The organism is Nitrosomonas sp. Is79A3, assembly GCF_000219585.1.
GTDB lineage: Bacteria > Pseudomonadota > Gammaproteobacteria > Burkholderiales > Nitrosomonadaceae > Nitrosomonas.
This window is the reverse complement of the sequence record NC_015731.1, coordinates 1,526,361-1,542,684: the sequence shown is the minus strand read 5'-3', so window position 1 is coordinate 1,542,684 and position 16,324 is coordinate 1,526,361. Positions and strand designations below refer to the sequence as shown.

19 protein-coding genes and 1 pseudogene are annotated in these 16,324 nt (G+C 44.8%); 9 read left to right on the top strand and 11 right to left on the bottom strand.

Annotated elements, in window-relative coordinates; genetic code table 11:
- Nucleotides 1-8 precede the first annotated feature (8 nt).
- Complete coding sequence (locus NIT79A3_RS17825; RefSeq protein ID WP_013965536.1) at nt 9-857, bottom strand: hypothetical protein; 849 nt, start codon at nt 855-857, stop codon at nt 9-11.
- Between the two features lie 163 nt (nt 858-1,020).
- Between NIT79A3_RS17825 and NIT79A3_RS07095 the strand changes: the two genes are divergently transcribed.
- From NIT79A3_RS07095 to NIT79A3_RS17815, 3 genes are read left to right on the top strand one after another with little or no spacing between them, the layout of a single operon-like run.
- Nucleotides 1,021-2,676 (top strand): hypothetical protein, encoded by a 1,656-nt coding sequence (locus tag NIT79A3_RS07095; RefSeq protein WP_013965535.1) that lies wholly within the window; start codon nt 1,021-1,023, stop codon nt 2,674-2,676.
- A 3-nt stretch (nt 2,677-2,679) separates the two neighbouring features.
- On the top strand, nt 2,680-3,591 hold the full coding sequence (locus NIT79A3_RS07090) for a hypothetical protein (RefSeq protein WP_013965534.1): 912 nt from the start codon (nt 2,680-2,682) through the stop codon (nt 3,589-3,591).
- A gap of 8 nt (nt 3,592-3,599) precedes the next feature.
- A complete protein-coding gene (locus NIT79A3_RS17815; RefSeq protein WP_013965533.1) occupies nt 3,600-5,621 on the top strand; it encodes a transglycosylase SLT domain-containing protein in 2,022 nt (673 codons plus the stop codon).
- A 129-nt stretch (nt 5,622-5,750) separates the two neighbouring features.
- Here the strand turns inward: NIT79A3_RS17815 and NIT79A3_RS07080 are convergent, their stop codons facing one another.
- Both NIT79A3_RS07080 and NIT79A3_RS07075 read right to left on the bottom strand, forming a co-directional pair.
- Entirely contained in the window at nt 5,751-6,128 is a 378-nt protein-coding gene (locus NIT79A3_RS07080) for a hypothetical protein (RefSeq protein ID WP_013965532.1), read from the bottom strand.
- 16 nt (nt 6,129-6,144) lie between these two features.
- The gene (locus NIT79A3_RS07075) at nt 6,145-6,798 is read right to left on the bottom strand and encodes a hypothetical protein (protein ID WP_013965531.1); all 654 of its coding nucleotides are present in this window, start codon (nt 6,796-6,798) and stop codon (nt 6,145-6,147) included.
- Nucleotides 6,799-7,285: 487 nt separating this feature from the next.
- Between NIT79A3_RS07075 and NIT79A3_RS07070 the strand changes: the two genes are divergently transcribed.
- The 6 genes from NIT79A3_RS07070 (at nt 7,286) to NIT79A3_RS07040 (ending at nt 11,320) form a co-directional block, all read left to right on the top strand.
- Nucleotides 7,286-7,672: a Mor transcription activator family protein gene (locus NIT79A3_RS07070; RefSeq protein ID WP_013965530.1), complete on the top strand. Its 387-nt coding sequence runs from the start codon at nt 7,286-7,288 to the stop codon at nt 7,670-7,672.
- An 11-nt stretch (nt 7,673-7,683) separates the two neighbouring features.
- A complete protein-coding gene (locus NIT79A3_RS07065; RefSeq protein WP_013965529.1) occupies nt 7,684-8,097 on the top strand; it encodes a hypothetical protein in 414 nt (137 codons plus the stop codon).
- Nucleotides 8,098-8,533: 436 nt separating this feature from the next.
- On the top strand, nt 8,534-8,752 hold the full coding sequence (locus NIT79A3_RS07055; protein ID WP_013965527.1) for a hypothetical protein: 219 nt from the start codon (nt 8,534-8,536) through the stop codon (nt 8,750-8,752).
- On the top strand, nt 8,749-9,222 hold the full coding sequence (locus NIT79A3_RS17810; RefSeq protein WP_013965526.1) for a hypothetical protein: 474 nt from the start codon (nt 8,749-8,751) through the stop codon (nt 9,220-9,222). The genes NIT79A3_RS07055 and NIT79A3_RS17810 overlap by 4 nt, the downstream gene beginning before the upstream one ends.
- 51 nt (nt 9,223-9,273) lie before the next feature.
- The gene (locus NIT79A3_RS07045) at nt 9,274-10,014 is read left to right on the top strand and encodes a phage Gp37/Gp68 family protein (RefSeq protein WP_013965525.1); all 741 of its coding nucleotides are present in this window, start codon (nt 9,274-9,276) and stop codon (nt 10,012-10,014) included.
- A 34-nt stretch (nt 10,015-10,048) separates the two neighbouring features.
- Nucleotides 10,049-11,320, top strand: a complete 1,272-nt coding sequence (locus tag NIT79A3_RS07040; RefSeq protein WP_013965524.1) for a three-Cys-motif partner protein TcmP — start codon at nt 10,049-10,051, stop codon at nt 11,318-11,320.
- Nucleotides 11,321-11,555: 235 nt separating this feature from the next.
- Here the strand turns inward: NIT79A3_RS07040 and NIT79A3_RS07035 are convergent.
- The 8 genes and pseudogenes from NIT79A3_RS07035 to NIT79A3_RS07000 form a co-directional block, all read right to left on the bottom strand.
- Nucleotides 11,556-11,831, bottom strand: a pseudogene (locus NIT79A3_RS07035) (dUTP diphosphatase); the annotation flags it as partial.
- Between the two features lie 15 nt (nt 11,832-11,846).
- Nucleotides 11,847-12,176, bottom strand: a complete 330-nt coding sequence (locus NIT79A3_RS17805) for a phosphopantetheine-binding protein (RefSeq protein WP_198009398.1) — start codon at nt 12,174-12,176, stop codon at nt 11,847-11,849.
- Between the two features lie 16 nt (nt 12,177-12,192).
- On the bottom strand, nt 12,193-13,713 hold the full coding sequence (locus NIT79A3_RS07025; RefSeq protein ID WP_013965521.1) for a hypothetical protein: 1,521 nt from the start codon (nt 13,711-13,713) through the stop codon (nt 12,193-12,195).
- Complete coding sequence (locus NIT79A3_RS07020) at nt 13,706-14,569, bottom strand: hypothetical protein (protein WP_013965520.1); 864 nt, start codon at nt 14,567-14,569, stop codon at nt 13,706-13,708. Before NIT79A3_RS07020 ends, NIT79A3_RS07025 begins: the two co-directional genes overlap by 8 nt.
- A gap of 6 nt (nt 14,570-14,575) precedes the next feature.
- A complete protein-coding gene (locus NIT79A3_RS07015) occupies nt 14,576-15,229 on the bottom strand; it encodes a helix-turn-helix transcriptional regulator (protein WP_013965519.1) in 654 nt (217 codons plus the stop codon).
- Between the two features lie 57 nt (nt 15,230-15,286).
- Entirely contained in the window at nt 15,287-15,781 is a 495-nt protein-coding gene (locus tag NIT79A3_RS07010; protein ID WP_013965518.1) for a hypothetical protein, read from the bottom strand.
- Nucleotides 15,778-15,960: a hypothetical protein gene (locus NIT79A3_RS07005; protein ID WP_041360223.1), complete on the bottom strand. Its 183-nt coding sequence runs from the start codon at nt 15,958-15,960 to the stop codon at nt 15,778-15,780. Before NIT79A3_RS07005 ends, NIT79A3_RS07010 begins: the two co-directional genes overlap by 4 nt.
- The gene (locus NIT79A3_RS07000; protein ID WP_013965516.1) at nt 15,953-16,324 is read right to left on the bottom strand and encodes a hypothetical protein; all 372 of its coding nucleotides are present in this window, start codon (nt 16,322-16,324) and stop codon (nt 15,953-15,955) included. Before NIT79A3_RS07000 ends, NIT79A3_RS07005 begins: the two co-directional genes overlap by 8 nt.

Sequence of the window (16,324 nt, the reverse complement as noted above, 5' to 3'; positions counted from 1 at the left end):
TCCCCGCCCTACCGTGCAAATCTATTAAGCATGCGACTGACAACAGAACCGGCTTCTTCCTTTACCTCTTTCACGGGGGAAACAAAACCTGGTAACGAATCCATGTTTTTGAAACTTTCCATATCCCGCTGGATTGAATCAAGCGTTCCACCGGATACCATGATGGGCGCAATATAAGACGCATCAAGCACCATGGAAGGGTCGATACCTTTCTTTGCCAGCATCGATAGCAATTGCTCGTTTTCTTGCTGCAACCGCTCTATTGTTTCGCTGGAAACGTTGCGCTCACGATCCAAGCTATCCAGCAGCATAACCATTGCTTGTTTCTGCTCGTCTTGCTCAGCCGCGTAGATGTCGTCGTAAGTCAGCTCACCTAAATTGCCGCCCATGACATCATCCAAAACCACGCCACGGAAAGAATTGCCCAGGTAATTCGGCTGCATCACGTAGTCAAAACCGTAGAACGCTGGCTTTTTCTCATCAATCGCGGAAGAAAACCCGCCAACCCTGCCATTCCATGCCTTAGCCGCAATTATTCCCGCTGCGGTATCCAGGAATTCAGCCTGATGCCGGATGATTCCCTCTGGTGTTGCGCTCAGGTGTGTGGTAACGAATGCGGGATCGACCGGCACATACTTGCCGCCATCCATACCGCCCTCCGATGGCATCATGCCAAAGCGCACGCGCGGGAAATGGCCGTAATATCCCACCATCCCACGGGATGAAACCATTTCCTGACAAGCTGGGCTATTAATAGCGTCGCATATCAATTTAGTATTGAAATTACGCGCCTGCCCGGTATGCTTTCGCCCCCTGTCTTTGAGGGAATACTGAATCATTGGTGTAGATATAGGCATATTGACTCCTTGTTTTGTCTAATTGAGTCAATAATGCCTTCTGAAAAAACGCGCTTACCCGCAGTTTTCCGGTAACGCGTATCTGTTGCGGAAAATCAAGGCATTTCTGGGGTTGCAAAACCATAACATCATGGAATTATCATGTTCATGGTGCAATCACCTTATGCCGCAACCTAAAGAGAAAGTAAAAGCCAATAGCTTCCTTGCCAGCATCGGCATGACAGCACGCAAATTTTCCGCGTCTAATGTGGTTCCAGTAAGCGAAATCAAGGAATCTGACGCATATCTGTATGGCTCTGGCCAGACCACGGTCGCATCATTGCTTGGCAGCACAAGGCACGTAGCAAGATCGCGGCAGCAGATTTACAACAAGTGGTCAATGATGGAATCGGACCCTATTGGATCGACTGCAATAGGATTATTGGTTACCTGTGCGCTTGGTGGGCATGAGACAAGCGGGGATCTGGTTTTCATCGAGAAAACGGTGGAAGCTAAAAAGAATAAAAGATTGGAAGCGGTTGTTGATGAAATATCAGCTTCTTTGTCACCGATTATCAACCGCGAAGCGCGTTCAATAGCCTACACCGGGACTGCTTTTGGGGACTCTTACGCGCGTATTTACACACAAGGATCGCGCGGCGTTGTGGATCTTTACACCGGAGAAATGATCAGGCCGCAATTGGTGCAGCCGTTCGAGAGGGGGAATAGAACAGTAGGTTACGCCGTATACACGGGACCCCGTAACTTTGACCGGCTTGACATCACCCAAATGGCCAGACTCAAAATGCCGCGCACGCAATGGGTGGCGCAGTTCGGTGTTGTAGAGAAGGCCGCTAAGATAGCCATCACCGAAGATAATATTGATAACCTGCCAATCATGCCTAGCATGGCCGGTGGGTCGCTGTTTTATAACGCGGAAGGACCTTACGATAATCTGTATTCATCGCTTGTCGGCATTGTTGGCCAACGCTGGCTTGATTCGATTGATGAGCAAATGCTGCAAGTAAATCTAACGTCTATGACGATTGAGCAACAAAACAGATTCCTGGCTTCCATAAAAGCCATGCTGACCTCTTCAAAACAACGCGCTGAAGATGCTGTTAAGAATGGTCAGCCGGTGTTGGAGCGGATCAGACACATTATCCCCACATTCAATGAGAAACAACTCACCACTGTGAGTAATTCCAATGGCGGGCAAACCGGTCGAACCAACAACATCAGTATTGAAGATATCATGCTTCACGCGCGCATGTATGCGGGCGCTATTGGCGTCGATCTGGCTATGCTTGGCTTTGCCGACCAGTTAGCTGGCGGGCTTGGTGAAGGCGGTTTCTTTAGGATGTCGGCACAAGCAGCAGAAAACTCAAGGATTATTCGTAATTCACTGGCAGAGTTTATTTATCATGTTATTGATATCCATACGATGCATAAGTATGGAACGGTGTTTGATCCTGATAAGCGGCCATTTACCGTTAATTTCTATGGCTCAATATCAGCGTTGGAAGCAGAGAAGCAGCGAACTAAAGCCGATTCGATGAATTCCGGCATGATGCTGGTGCAAGCCATGCAGCAGATGAAGGACTTGGGCGCAACGGAAGAAATGATGAAAGAATTCTTATCCAAGACCATGATGCTCGACGAAGATCAGGCAAAAATGTACGCGCCAATTGTAAAAATGAAGGACGAAAACCCGGATGACGGACCAGGCGGCGGTCCAGGGTTTGGTCAGGGATTCGGTCAAGGAAAAATGGATAGCGCAATAGAAGTCGAGCCTCCAATCATCCAAAACCGCAAACAACGCCGCAGAAAAGGCAGATAACCCATGTCCTTATACAATAACGTATCAGAATCGCTATCCAGGCAAGGAACGATTGGAGCGACCATTTCTGGCACCACGTCAATCACAGGCGCAATAAGCAGCAAAGCAGCAAGCATGATGGGTGGCGGTGAGTTAGCTCAGGCCGTAACGAACATTGGCGGAGCCATGGCAACCAATGTGGTCAGGAATGCGATTAACCAGCATATCCCTATCGAAGCCCATAGAGCATTGAACGTGGGCGGCGGTGTCGTGGGCGATTTAATGCGCGGCGATGTTAATGCTGCCGGTCTGCGCGTACTCGATTCCGGATTGCTGAATGATTTTCTACCGGGAATGAGCGGCATCGCTTCACAAATCAAATATTGGGGCAGACCAACGCCACTATTTGGCGGCATCACGCCTACTGAAGCCCGGCAAATCTACCAAACGATGCGAAATGCCCGGCTATCGAAAAAGAATCTGTTTCTGATTGAGGTATCAAGCGCGCTTATGGGTGATTGGATATCGCAGTGGTTCAATCTGTTCGCCACGGAGCTTGATTACACACCACTGACCATATCCGCAGATAAACGCAAGGTAGGCGGTGCTGTTCTTGATTTCCCTCAAAGCAGCGAACCTGTTGAGTTGCGCGTAACCACAATGGATGATCAGTACGGCACGATAAAACGCTGGTATGAGCAACATCATGCGGCAACCATATCCCAGGATGGCACCACCGGCACTCCTAGCCAGTACGCCATACAGTTCAAGATCGTGCATTCCTTTATCACTAGACAAAGCACACCAGCGGAAGCTTACGAGAGCATTGGATGGTTCAGGCCATCGAATCTGGAAATAAGCCTATCCCGGCGCGATGATGCGATGCAGGAAATCCAAATGGTTTTTTCCCAACTAGACACTTTTATTAAATTGTAGATAACCACATGGCAAATATTAAAAGCGACAATCAAGGATTCCTGATAGGCGAACCGCTCGACCTAAATAGAACGTTCGATCTATGGAGCGATATCAGGAATGACATGAGAGCCGTTAGACTGGCGCTCAGTGGAAAGGTTGTGTCCGGATTACCATCTGACAGGCAAGTATCAACCAATCGCAAGAGTGACAACGAACGCATACCGCAGCAACCCGTAGCCGTACCGCAGCGAAGGGATGATGTCGCACGCCAATCCAATAATAATTCGCCTGTCTCAGCAGCACCGGCCACCGTCACCCGCAAGGCTTTACTAGAACCATTGAAGCCCGCAGTAACACCGGGCAATATCAGATCACGGGCAAAACCGAGCGCAAGCGCTGAAAGAGACACGAAAACCGGGCGATTTACAAAGAATGGCAGCAGCAGCCCGTTATTCGGCAATGAAAGTGCTGGCAGCAACGATAGGTATGTTGATAGCCCGCCACCCTACGAAGATAGCACGGTGAGCATGGCAGCGGAAAAGATTGCCAATGCTGTGAGTTCTGCCAGCAGCGGGATGGAAGAGACTGATCCGGCAATCAAAGCATTCAGCGAAGTAGCGCAGCCCATGGCGCGCGGTTATGAGATCCTGACAGCCGGTACCGGGCGGGAACAAAAAGATACTTTCAGATGGTTTAGGAAAATATTCGGTGAAATAAAGCTATTCCGCAGGGATGAAACGGTTTTCAATAAAGCTGCCAATAAAAGCCTCAAGAATATTGAAGAAAATCCAGCCGGTGGCGATGCATCAGGCGGCGATAGCAGCTGGCTAAGGAGATACATTCTCCCGATACTTGCTATGGCATTGCCATTCATTGCTTCCGGGGCTTCCATAACCGGCGGGGCAATTGGCAAAGCATGGGAGTCTACTGTAACTGATTTTAAAACAGTAGCAACCAAGATTCTTAGCGCATGGGATTCCACAACAGAGAAATTCAACAATGTACTCAGCAGCATCGGAAGCAAAATAGACTCATTCTGGAACGCTTTCACGGGATTTGTAAAAGATAAGCTTGGCATTGATATCCCAAAAGCAATAAAGCCGGTAGCTGAAAAAATCTCCGAGAAAGTATCTGGCGTAACGGACTCTGTAAAACGTGCTTATGATGTCGCAAAAGCTAAAACCGGATCAGTATTAGAGAATGTAACGCTTAAAGGATATCGTCACAAAGCGATGTTTGACGGTATCAAAGGCGGCGATGATCTGGCGAAATATGGAACCTATACCGATGCTGAAGCGCAACGTATACGCGCGTTAAAGACAAGCGCGGCCAACACATCAGCCAATATTCCAGGCGGTATGTCCCAAGAAATACAGGATAAGATATCAGCCCAGGCCAAGAAACATGGTCTTGACCCGGTAATGATGCAGAAAATAGCAGCCATGGAAAGCGGCGGCAATCCTAATGCTATAAGCAAAACAGGCGCTCTTGGGTTATTTCAATTCACCGGCCAAACAGCATCAGGCGTGGGCATAAAGAATCGGTTTGATGTCGATCAGAACATTGAAGGCGGCATGAAATTAACAAGCCAGAACATGGCTATGCTTAAAAAAGCAGGATTGCCGGTCACAGCAGAAAATATTTACATGATGCACCAGCTTGGACCAAGTGCCGCACAAGAGATCATACGCGGATCTGTGGGTGGAAAATCGAAGGCTGATTTATCAGCCAATACCCAGAGATCGATGAATCTTAACTACGGAGCAAATAGCCGAACGGCAGCAGAGTATATTGATACTAACCGGGTTGCACTGGATAAGCGTTATGCCGCAACCGTGGGTAATGTCCAAACCGCTCACGCGCAAGTACCAGAATCACCCAGAATGCCTTCACCTCAATTGCCAGCGGATGAGCCATCAATTGTAGAGCCATTGGCAAGCACTGGCAGCAGGAACCAGAACGTTATCGCTTCAGCGCAACCGGAAGTGGGTCAGGATGTCAAAGACCGGCGTATTGCTCATATTGTTACTGGTGGGTTAAGTAATTGATAAGCATACGGCATCAACTAACACATCATGGTATTACCCAAAAATGGGGCATGCTGCCCGATCCCTGACGCGGATTATCTTTATCCTGACTTCCTCTTATTGCCAAACAGAGTTTAATAGTTCTTGCCTTTAATGACTGACTTTTGAGCATCGACCCTTTGCTACAAGCATTGTTAACGCCTCTTTGTTTCCGGTAAGCCACACTATAGTAAAAACGCCGTCTGGCCCCCTTATAAATGTACCGCCATACATTTCCTTACGTTCGCAAAATGACGAACTAATACACTTGTCAAATATTGGAATTTCGTTGCCTAACTCTTTTACTACCCACTCGCCTTGTTCATTGCTTTGAATATATTTTTTATTACTAACGTCGTATATCGCTGCGTGGATTCCTTTATCGCCATGCTCTACACCGGCTCCCGCTTCAGCGATACATATATATGTCTCAGCAGCATATGCAATGTTTGATATTACTACGAGTGCTAACGCAAATAACCTTACCATAGTCTGCTGACCTCTTTTATGGAACAACTGGTTCCAGGAATTTAAGCTGAAATTTTGCCGCAGAGGCGTCAATTTCACCCGACCGGAAACGCTCCCATATTTCGTGAACTATCGGCACCATGTTATTAGGATGCATCAGACCGCTTTGTCCAGAGGTGATTTTTAGCCAAATCGGTTCCAGTACATCATGGACAGCTAGCCGAGCAGAATCTAACCAAACGGCATTTTCTGAAGTGAGGTTCCGCGCACCAGACCAATGCAGATATCTTGATAGAACACCCCATGCTTTCATCAACGACGAATGATCCCAATAAATAAGTTTCGGTGCTGAAGGTTCAAGCGATAAAATAATCTGGGAAAAAATTTGAAGGAGCTCATAATCCGGGCTTAATTGAGCAATTGTCCTCTTAAAGAGATTCTTTTCATTTACGCACTTCTTGTATTTTTCAACCGATAGGTTGGCACCAGTACTAATGACTAATTCCTCGAAAAGTAAATACTCGATACCGTTACGGCCTTCAGCGCAAGCGTATAGCAATGAAGAAAATTTCTTTGTTCTTTTGTGGTAGTCAAGCCATGCCATGCTGCGGTAGAGATAGCTAGCTGAGTCAAACAAATCAATGCCAATAATTTCGTCGGGACTCTTTCCGATGTAATTAGGAATGTACATTACAAATTTGATTCACAAGTTGTATATCCAACAATAAAAGTCTCATAATCTTGAATGGATTTTCATTTATTTTCCCCATTTAAATAACAGGGCAGATTAAGATCCACAATAGTAGCATGGAGTTTAATCCTACTGTTTTTCCCTTATTGCTAAACAGGTTTATATTTTGTTTTTCCTGTCGCTAAATTCTGTTTTTATCCTGCAAATATGTTTTCTAGGCTGAATAATCTCTGCTGGCATATGCGCTACACGCGCAATAAATCTGTTAAACGCAAATATTATCGATATGTTTTGAAGGAAAAAAATGCCTGATTGAATCAGGCGTTGATGCTGAGGAATATGCTGAAATGCAATCCTTCAAAAGAAAAATTCTCACCGAATTAAATAGCGATGTTGATTTTATCGACCACAAATGAGGGCTGAAAAATCAACAAACCATGCAACTTTCACAAAATCGCAAACTGAACAGAATGCTTGAGCAAAGAACATGACGCATGAAATAGACCAATCCCTACTCCCCGGCATCCTGCTTGAAATCAGCGAGCTGATCGGAATAAAAGCCACGCTCAAGCTGGTAGCCAAATACGGCGGAGTGCGGTTGTACGTGCCTAAAACACTTAGACCAGATCATGACCTGGTTGAAATCATAGGACGCGAATCAGCGGAATACATGACTGATCGTTTTGGCGGCGAAGTGCTTGAAATCCCAAAAGCCACCTTGGCCAACACGGCGCTTAGAAATATCTCGATTAGGCAAGAATATTCATTCTTAAGCCAAAGACAACTCGCACTGAAATACCAAACCACTGAACGCCACATCAGGCGGATTCTGTCGGGTTGCGATCAGAATGATAATCAAATGGATTTGTTTTAAATGGTGAGCAAATGACTCTATCAAAACAACGTTGGGAAGAAATTGAAAGAACGCTCCACCATTCATTTGGCATGGTAAAACTCAAGTGTGATGGCTATGACATTACAGCGGCGGTCGAGACCTGTAAGATGAAGCTGCACGTAATGATTTATATCGATGGCCGATTCGAAGGGAAATGGTTGGATGGGAAAGATGAGCGCTGCATCAAGTTTTATCAATGTAAGAAGAGGTTCTCTGCCAGAGGAGCAGCTCGGAAAAATTTGATAGCAGCGTCAAATAACAAGCGGCTTGGCAAAGACTATAGAGCTATGTGTAAAAGTCATTTGGAGGACCATTTTTTTTGGTGGACTCCATACTGGACAAGCCCCAAGGCGTTCTGTCGGCATATCCAGAAAACTTGCCAATCCATTGAGTTTATAGAATGACGGACGATAAAAAAATAACCGATCTCTCAGTTGTCAGGTATCAAAAATACAAGGCAGAAGTCGAGCTAATTGATGGCAGGAAATTATTTAGTGATCCTAATTTCTGCGAGCACAGAAAATTTCTCATAGATTCCAAAAGTGCGCAGGTTGAATGCAAAGATTGTAAAACGCTGCTAAATCCAATGTGGGTGCTGGAGCATCTATGTAATGAGGAAACGCGCTTCATGCGCGAGAAGAAGCGGTATATTACATTACTCCGAGAGTTCAAGAAGAAAAGCAAATGCAAATGCAAGCACTGCGGGAAGTTTACGGACATACGTCTATAAAAAAAGCCCGATGAAAGACGGAGTCAATCACCGGACCTAGTAAAGCGGCTTCTATGTGCAATAGCATTGTCGGCAAGGATTCTGAAAACTTTAATTAAAAGGTTAAACTTGTGAAAACATTTAAAACGCTTATTGTTTTATGCTTGCTTGGTGTGTTGCTTGGCATATTGCAAGTTGTGGGAATGAGATTTGGGCAAACCATATGGCCGGAGGAAACATTACATGTTGTGCATTATCTATGCATAGAGGGTGACGATGGGGATGTGGCATGTGGAAAAATCAAAGATCTGGATTTGGCAAAGAAAATTAAACAAGGAAAAACTCTGTGAAACTACTGATTATTTTGATTGCTGTAATAATCGCAGGCTGCCAATTGCCGCACGAACGTCGGGAAATTGAAAGACAGCAACTTGACCGTGCTCTAGCTGACCCATCATTAACTTACGAGCAGAAAGCCGAACTCGTGCGCCAAAGCATGAAATCGAAACAAAATTCTAGTGGTTACCGCCCGGTAGTTGATCCTGCATCATGCAAAGGCTGTAATTACGAAGGCGATCTCATCCAATGCCGCGCCATCGCCGCAGATAACACAAACTATGCTGGCAACACGTTAGGTGGCGCTGCGGTAGGAGCCGGAACGGCGGCATTAATTGGCGCAATCGTTGGCGTAGATGCCGGAATGATGGCGGCAGCAGGCGCAGCTGGTGGAGCAATCGGAGGACTAGGAAACGAAGCGCTCACCCACAATCAAATGATCGCGCGCTGCATGGCCGGACGTGGGTATAGTGTGTTGAGGTAAGCAAGAATGACTTACTTATAATATACTTTAGATAGTAAAAGGAAATAAATTATGACCACAACAAGTAGTATTGAATGGACGGAGCAAACCTGGAATCCAGTTGTGGGATGTACAAAAGTATCTCCAGGCTGCAAAAATTGTTATGCAGAATCTATGGCACAACGTCTGAAAGCTATGGGAACGCCAGGATATGAAAATGGATTTAAGTTATCTCTAGTACCGCAGCGTTTGAATGATCCTCTAAAACGTAGAATACCAACAATTTACTTTGTTAATTCTATGTCTGATCTTTTCCATGAAGAGGTACCATTTGAATACATAGATCGGGTATTTGAAACTATTTACAGTGCTAGCCACCATACTTTTCAAATATTGACCAAACGTGCTGAACGCATGGCTGAATATTTTTCTGGAAAACAAGCACCATCCAACGCTTGGCTAGGAGTTTCTGTTGAGGATAAACAATACGGTATTCCTCGAATAGATCAATTACGTCAAATTAATGCTGGAATTCGTTTTCTTTCAGTCGAGCCTTTGCTGGAAGATATCGGTAAAATTAATCTGACCAATATTCATTGGGTTATTGTAGGTGGTGAATCTGGGCCAAAAGCACGACCAATGAAACAGGATTGGGTTGATGCGATTCAAGAACAATGCAAAGAAGCCAAAGTTGCCTTTTTCTTTAAGCAATGGGGAGGCTGGGGAGCTGATGGCAAAAAGCGCGCAAAAAAACAAAATGGACGTATTTTGAATGGCAGAGTGTGGAATGAAATGCCAATTTCATTTATGTAGTCAGACACTGAATAAATCTTAAATGAAATAGATAATGACAGAAGTTCACTATGAATGGAAACCGGGACAACCATATCCACTAATTCAGCAACATAGCGTAGTAAAGCATGAGATATTGCGCTCATATCTTATAGCTTACATTAAAACGCTCATTTCGAATCCCAGGAGAGAAGAGTTCAGGCTTGCTCTAATTGATGGTTTTGCTGGAGGCGGAGCTTATCAACATGCACTTGATAGCAAAGAGCTTCTTGGTTCTCCTTTCATAATGCTGGAATCGGCAAAAGAAGCTGAGCTCATAGTCAATAAAGACAGGCATAAACCGATCGTGCTTAACCTAGATTTTTTCTTTATCGAGGAAAATCGCCAAGCTTCAGAACATCTGAAATATGAATTAATTAAACGTGGATATGGTTCTAGAATCGATAAAGATATTTTTCTGCATACTTCTTTGTTCGAACAACAAGCCGACTCAATTATAGAATATGTGAAGAAACGCAGTCCTCGTGCGGCTAGGGCAATTTTTTTATTAGATCAATACGGTTATTCTAAAGTGCCTAAGCTTACTATTAGGAAAATAATGCAGGAGTTGCATGGGAGTGAAATCATACTAACTTTCGCTGTGGACTCCATGCTTAATTATATAACTGATAAAACTGACGTGACTCGCGAATTGCTTGATAAGATAGGCATTCCTGAAATTTTGCGTGGGCGTACTATCGAAGATATAAAAGATAAAGAGCCCGACTGGCGTTTGTATATTCAATCCTGTTTATACAAAGATTTGGTAGATGGCTGTGGTGCTAAATACTTCACTTTATTCTTTATAAGATCAGAAAAAGGGCATGGTGATTATTGGTTAATACATTTTTCACAGAAGGCTCGCGCTAGAGATGTTATGACTCGTATACATTGGGAGAAAAATACTAATTTCATTCATTATGGCGGCCCAGGAATGGAAATGTTTTCTGCTCTTGGCTATATTCCATCATATGATGGGTCATATACAGGGCAACCAGGCTTTCTTTTTGATGATTATGCGAGAGATCAAAGTATTAAAACTCTGATGGAACAGATTCCATACATAATCTATCCAGATCCTGATGGTATGCCGTTTGGGGAAATGTTTGCAACCACATGCAATATGTCGCCTGCGTCCGCTCAAGTATATCGCGATGCTGTGGGAGAGTTAATTCAGTTGGGCGAGTTGGAAGTTATTGGACAAGATGGCAGTAAGCGTCGTTCAGCTAAAAATATCCACGATACTGATCAAATTATTGCTCATAGGCAAACAAGATTTTATTTTTAGGGACATATTAAAAGAGCAAGGGTTGTTAGTGCAGTAGGTAGATCTAATTGACACTACTATGAATCAGTAATAATCTGTAAAACCTTCCTTCCAGATCATCCGGGAGGATGCGCGTCCGCCTTAATATTCCCCTCATCCGCTGCCATCATGGCGGCATGAATACTCGACCAATCAACGGCATCATCATCCAGTGCGCGGCCACGCTAAATGGGTGCTGGCATAACGTGCAGGAAACGATCAATGGCACCAGGTTACCAAGCACAAGCCCTTTATGCCCCAATCCTGAGCGCGGCAATATCATCCCGGCGTATCCTGGGCTTTCGATATGAATAGCGATTCCAGTACCAATTAATATCACCTCACCAGGATTGATATCAACAAAACCGTCATTGTTAGCTGAAATCGAAGGAAATGACACCGCCATCAGATCGATACCGGCGCTCCCAGATGTCTTTGGTTTCAGATGATCCTCAGTAACCATGCCATTCAATATACGCAATTCAAATTTCATACTTCTCTCCTTTAATCAAAAATTCTCATGATTCAAAGCTACCAGATTATTTGATGCAGTTGGTTTTATCCTAGAATAATCCCGTCGATTCTTTACCTTCATCACACTATTGGCAGCATCAATCAAATCCCTAGCCTTCAATTCGCCAAAAACATCACCAATACGCTCATCATCGATCTCAATATTCAATTCCCGCTCGATTGCGATGATTATTTCCAGGATCTTCATTGAATCCGCACCCAGATCATTAACAAGACCCGTTTTAACGAAAATCCTTCGTTTGTCACACTTCAGCGCCTTTGAAATGATTTCTTTGACTAATGCTGTCGTTTTTTTATTACTCAATCCAAAACCACTCCTTTTAAACACCAGCAAACATATCATCAACCTTTTCCTGAGCGGTTGCTGCTATTGAGCCACCAGAACTTCCTACACCACCTTCCGCAACAATGTAATTCACATCCTCAAGAAAGAAAAAGCACACCGCATCCCACAAATCCGGTGAACCCATACCATCCCACTCAGTAGACCCTTTTGGTGGCACGCGGATGCGCCCTTTATCAGTGAATGTCTTGGGTATCCGCGATGATTGATCCAGCATCACGTTTTTATAATCCAGTGTCAGCACTGATAACCGGCCTTCCTTAGCTGCTCTGGCCGCTTGATGCATGGCTTGCGCGCGCAGATTGAGGTATCTGTCCTTATTCTTGTTTTTAAAGCACGGATTGCCCCAGTTAACCCGGTGAACAACCTTATTCAAATCTTCCAGGTCCTGGCATACGTTGATACCCAGGCCACCTGAATCGACAACATGGGTTACATTGCTGTACTCAGCACCCTCATCAGCCAGATAACCTGAAAACACGTTCGAGCGGATCTTGTTTGTCAGTAATGGAATTTTGACCAATTCCACTCGCCGCGCATCCGGTCCCATGTCACCATAACCAATGACGCGCCCGATAACGCACGACGATTTATCCCGCAATCCTTCACCAGATGCGATATCACCGCTCACAATCCAGCCAAAATTCTCATTGTCATCAATTATTCTTCCGCGCCGGTACATGGCCTCGGCCACTTTCCGATTCATCATGTGCTTCGAGGAATCCTGCGGTGAAATTCCTAGCAGGCGAACATTCCTCTCATCATCGTCGTACTGGTCCCACAGCTCTTTGAGTGAGGAATCGCTAACAAATGGTGAATCAAATGAACTGAAACGCAGATTATTCCATTCACCACCATTGCCGATTGATAGCTCATTCTGAGTTCTATAGAAAAAACCGGCATTGCGCGTGAACTGGCTAGTTAAAAGCATTCGATTGTGCTGCTCTGTCAGCGCCCCGGATAATGTGGTCAAAACCGCATCTGGCAGTGTTGATGCTTCATCACCAATCACCAGCAGCCATTCACCATGTCGACCGGCCATTTTGTTCGCGGTTTTTTCATTGGCTGTTTTGCTCTCAGTAAACCAGATCGGCTCAAATCCCTTTATCCGACAAGACGCATCAGCCAATATTTCAAGATGTTCTGCAATCCATCCGTGCCTGCCGCGCCTGATGCGCTCATGAGAAATGCCGATTTCTTTCCATACCGTGGCCTTGAGCTGGTCCATGTCGTTCGCTGTAAGCAAGGTAATTGACATTGGGTAGCACAACTGATGCCACAATACGATAATTGCTATACCGGCTGTCTTGCCGGTACCGTGTCCTGACGCAACAGAAGTGCGCGATCTCGACGGCGATACGCTGGCAAATAGTTCCATTTGCTGATCTGACGGAATAACGCCAACCACTTCGATGGCAAAACGCTCAATATTCCCGGCGTAACGCGCACAAAACGGCTTCCATCGCGGATCTTCTGGCAGTAGAACTCGTTTAGTCATCAATCAATCCGCTATCGTGATCTATAACAATCCCAATCCGTTCGCGCCTGCCAATAAGCATTTCATTGCGTTTTCTGGCCTCTTCAAGCGCCCTGTCGTATATTGCATCCAGCTCTTCCTTTGGTGGGAATACATTGAGGTTGATATCTTCTTTCAGCTCAATCTTATCTTTCCATTTGTCAGGATGACGATTCTTTAACAAAATAAAGGCCGCAGCGGTATCGGGTGGGTAATGTTTGATTAATTCAGTCTTGGTAATTTCACCTTTATAGTTGCTCACATGAGTTTCGGGGTGCGAATAACCCATTGCTCGTTCATACAGTCTCTCGGCAACTTTTGAATCCGCGGCTATCTTTCCCTTTTTTATGGCAGCTCGAAATCCTGCGTGATTTTTCTTCCATCGCTTAATCGTACTAACGTCAACCTCAAAGAACTCTGCTAACTCATCATCAATAGCACCTAATAGGCACAATCTATATGCTTGTTTATTATACTTTTCTCTATAGCCTGTCGGTCTGCCAACAGATCCATTATCTGACTCATCGTCATCTTCCGAATCATCATTGATGGTTTCTATATCGATGGTTTCCGAAACCTTGGCATGGTTTCTCTGCGAAACCTTGGAAACCTTGCTTTTTGACTCTGAATTTATTGTTTCTTTGGGTGTTTTTGTGGATTTTGATGGTTTCTCACTCTTCTTCCACTTATCACGAAGAGAAACCTTGCGCACACCTGGAGCTGATACCGGCAATGCCATGGATTCAACTAACCACGCATAACCCTCACGCGGATCTGACTCCCATGTGTTGCGTACCTTTTTCCACTCTTCCGGGGTTAATTTTGGTTTTGCCGCCATGATTGATTACAACAATTGCCGCTGTACCGGCTTATCGACCTGGGACACAATAACAGCGCCTATCCCTGATACCGCGCACTGATTGCTGAATCTGGTTAATTTTCTCTTACATGTACCCGTTAAATTAAATAATCGGTCAACTGATGCAAGCAATTTCGCCCCGCCGCGCATGTCATCGAATGTTTCTGAATTAAGCTCAATGAATCTTCTAAACGCATCTTGCACATCCTGCGATGCAGAAAATAGTCCGGTTACCGTTTCGCTGATAGCATTCATCCTTATTTTAAGCTTCCTCAAAACTTCCAAATCTTTCTGTCGACCGGCTTCCCATGCTTCCATCATCCATTTGGCCATATCGCGCTCTTGTAATGCTCTGGCACTTAGTTCCCAGTCATCTGATTCGCCGTAAATGTAGTCGATTGATACATCATAGAGCCTGGCCGCCCTCAAAACGACCCAATGCGGCACTGAATTCGTATCAGTACCACCCTCGATCTTTGCCAGTTTCGTTTGATTGGCATAACCTAAACGCCGGGCAGCTTCACCCTGCGCCATACCTATCGATTCTCTTGATGCGCGCAGCCTGAGACCCATGTTCTTTGCCAATGCTGCGCGTGAATTTGCTTTAGGAACTTCTAAGACTGGCTTTTCTTCGACCATATAAACTATTTACCTCGTGTATTTGTCGATATTCATTCTGTGGTACCGCGCCTGCTATTATTCAAAAACCTCAATTTTCCAACCACCACCCTGTTTATTTGATTTCTTCTGAACAGCTATAAATCTGAATGGGTACAACCCTGCTGCCACCTTGATCTTCACTCTCGCGTCATCCATCCAATATCCTTTTACTTCATGCGCTTCGAGTTCTCCCGATGCTTTCATTACAAAGAAATCTACCGTGTAAAAAGTGCTATCAGCCAATCGCAGCTTTATCGCCTCAAACTTCCACCAAACAATCTCGCCGCACGACTTCAACGCTTCAAGATGCTGTGAATAGGCGATCTCTGTCTTATTCATCTTGCCGGTTTTCATGCGACCAAGTGCCTGCAGGTTGCGCATTGATTCGCTGCCTGCGCTTCCATTTTTGATTACTGCTGGAACTGATTTAATACCCGGCACTAACACAGGGCTTTGACCGGCAACCTTCAGCGTGCCGTTTTTTATGCGATTCTCGATTTCTTTCTTGAATGCTGGAGAAAACGCGCTCATTCTTTGTTCAGCTCTTCCAATTTGTCGGCCACCTGATGCAATTCTTCTGGTGTAACTGTAGATGTTTGAAAATGAGGCTCATATTCGCCTTCAAAATTCTCAGTAAGCAAACAAATGCAGTCACCGGAAAATTCTCTTCTTACTTGTATTCTGCTAAATGACTTAATAAATCTAAGCATCCGTATCACCATTCAACTGCTTCAGCTTATCTGCGATCTGGTACAGATAATCAGCATTGTCATTAGTATGTAAAAAGCTTATATGGAATCTGCCATTATGTTTTACTAGATCACCAACAGCATCGCCGCACGCATCCATTACATTGATAACACCATCATCTTGCTCTATGAATTGCAGGGTGTTGCCGCCATTTAATTCAAGAAGTTTTGCGGCTATCTGGCGCAATCCATCAACTTTGTCATAAAGGTATTGCAGAGCAAGGCAATATCGCCCGTTATACTTATACAAATTACCAATGAAATAGCCTAATTCGTCTTTTATTTTGATGTCTCCATCGCTGTCCTCTATGAATCTTAGTTGCAT

Excerpts from the sequence above, each read along its gene's own strand:
- NIT79A3_RS07000 (WP_013965516.1), bottom strand. The coding sequence starts at position 16,324 with ATGCAACTAAGATTCATAGAGGACAGCGATGGAGACATCAAAATAAAA.
- NIT79A3_RS07045 (WP_013965525.1), top strand. The coding sequence starts at position 9,274 with ATGACCACAACAAGTAGTATTGAATGGACGGAGCAAACCTGGAATCCA.
- NIT79A3_RS07065 (WP_013965529.1), top strand. The coding sequence starts at position 7,684 with ATGACTCTATCAAAACAACGTTGGGAAGAAATTGAAAGAACGCTCCAC.
- NIT79A3_RS07095 (WP_013965535.1), top strand. The coding sequence starts at position 1,021 with ATGCCGCAACCTAAAGAGAAAGTAAAAGCCAATAGCTTCCTTGCCAGC.
- NIT79A3_RS07010 (WP_013965518.1), bottom strand. The coding sequence starts at position 15,781 with ATGAGCGCGTTTTCTCCAGCATTCAAGAAAGAAATCGAGAATCGCATA.
- NIT79A3_RS17825 (WP_013965536.1), bottom strand. The coding sequence starts at position 857 with ATGCCTATATCTACACCAATGATTCAGTATTCCCTCAAAGACAGGGGG.
- NIT79A3_RS07075 (WP_013965531.1), bottom strand. The coding sequence starts at position 6,798 with ATGTACATTCCTAATTACATCGGAAAGAGTCCCGACGAAATTATTGGC.
- NIT79A3_RS07040 (WP_013965524.1), top strand. The coding sequence starts at position 10,049 with ATGACAGAAGTTCACTATGAATGGAAACCGGGACAACCATATCCACTA.
- NIT79A3_RS07005 (WP_041360223.1), bottom strand. The coding sequence starts at position 15,960 with ATGCTTAGATTTATTAAGTCATTTAGCAGAATACAAGTAAGAAGAGAA.
- NIT79A3_RS07020 (WP_013965520.1), bottom strand. The coding sequence starts at position 14,569 with ATGGCGGCAAAACCAAAATTAACCCCGGAAGAGTGGAAAAAGGTACGC.
- NIT79A3_RS07070 (WP_013965530.1), top strand. The coding sequence starts at position 7,286 with ATGACGCATGAAATAGACCAATCCCTACTCCCCGGCATCCTGCTTGAA.
- NIT79A3_RS07080 (WP_013965532.1), bottom strand. The coding sequence starts at position 6,128 with ATGGTAAGGTTATTTGCGTTAGCACTCGTAGTAATATCAAACATTGCA.
- NIT79A3_RS17815 (WP_013965533.1), top strand. The coding sequence starts at position 3,600 with ATGGCAAATATTAAAAGCGACAATCAAGGATTCCTGATAGGCGAACCG.
- NIT79A3_RS07015 (WP_013965519.1), bottom strand. The coding sequence starts at position 15,229 with ATGGTCGAAGAAAAGCCAGTCTTAGAAGTTCCTAAAGCAAATTCACGC.
- NIT79A3_RS07090 (WP_013965534.1), top strand. The coding sequence starts at position 2,680 with ATGTCCTTATACAATAACGTATCAGAATCGCTATCCAGGCAAGGAACG.
- NIT79A3_RS07025 (WP_013965521.1), bottom strand. The coding sequence starts at position 13,713 with ATGACTAAACGAGTTCTACTGCCAGAAGATCCGCGATGGAAGCCGTTT.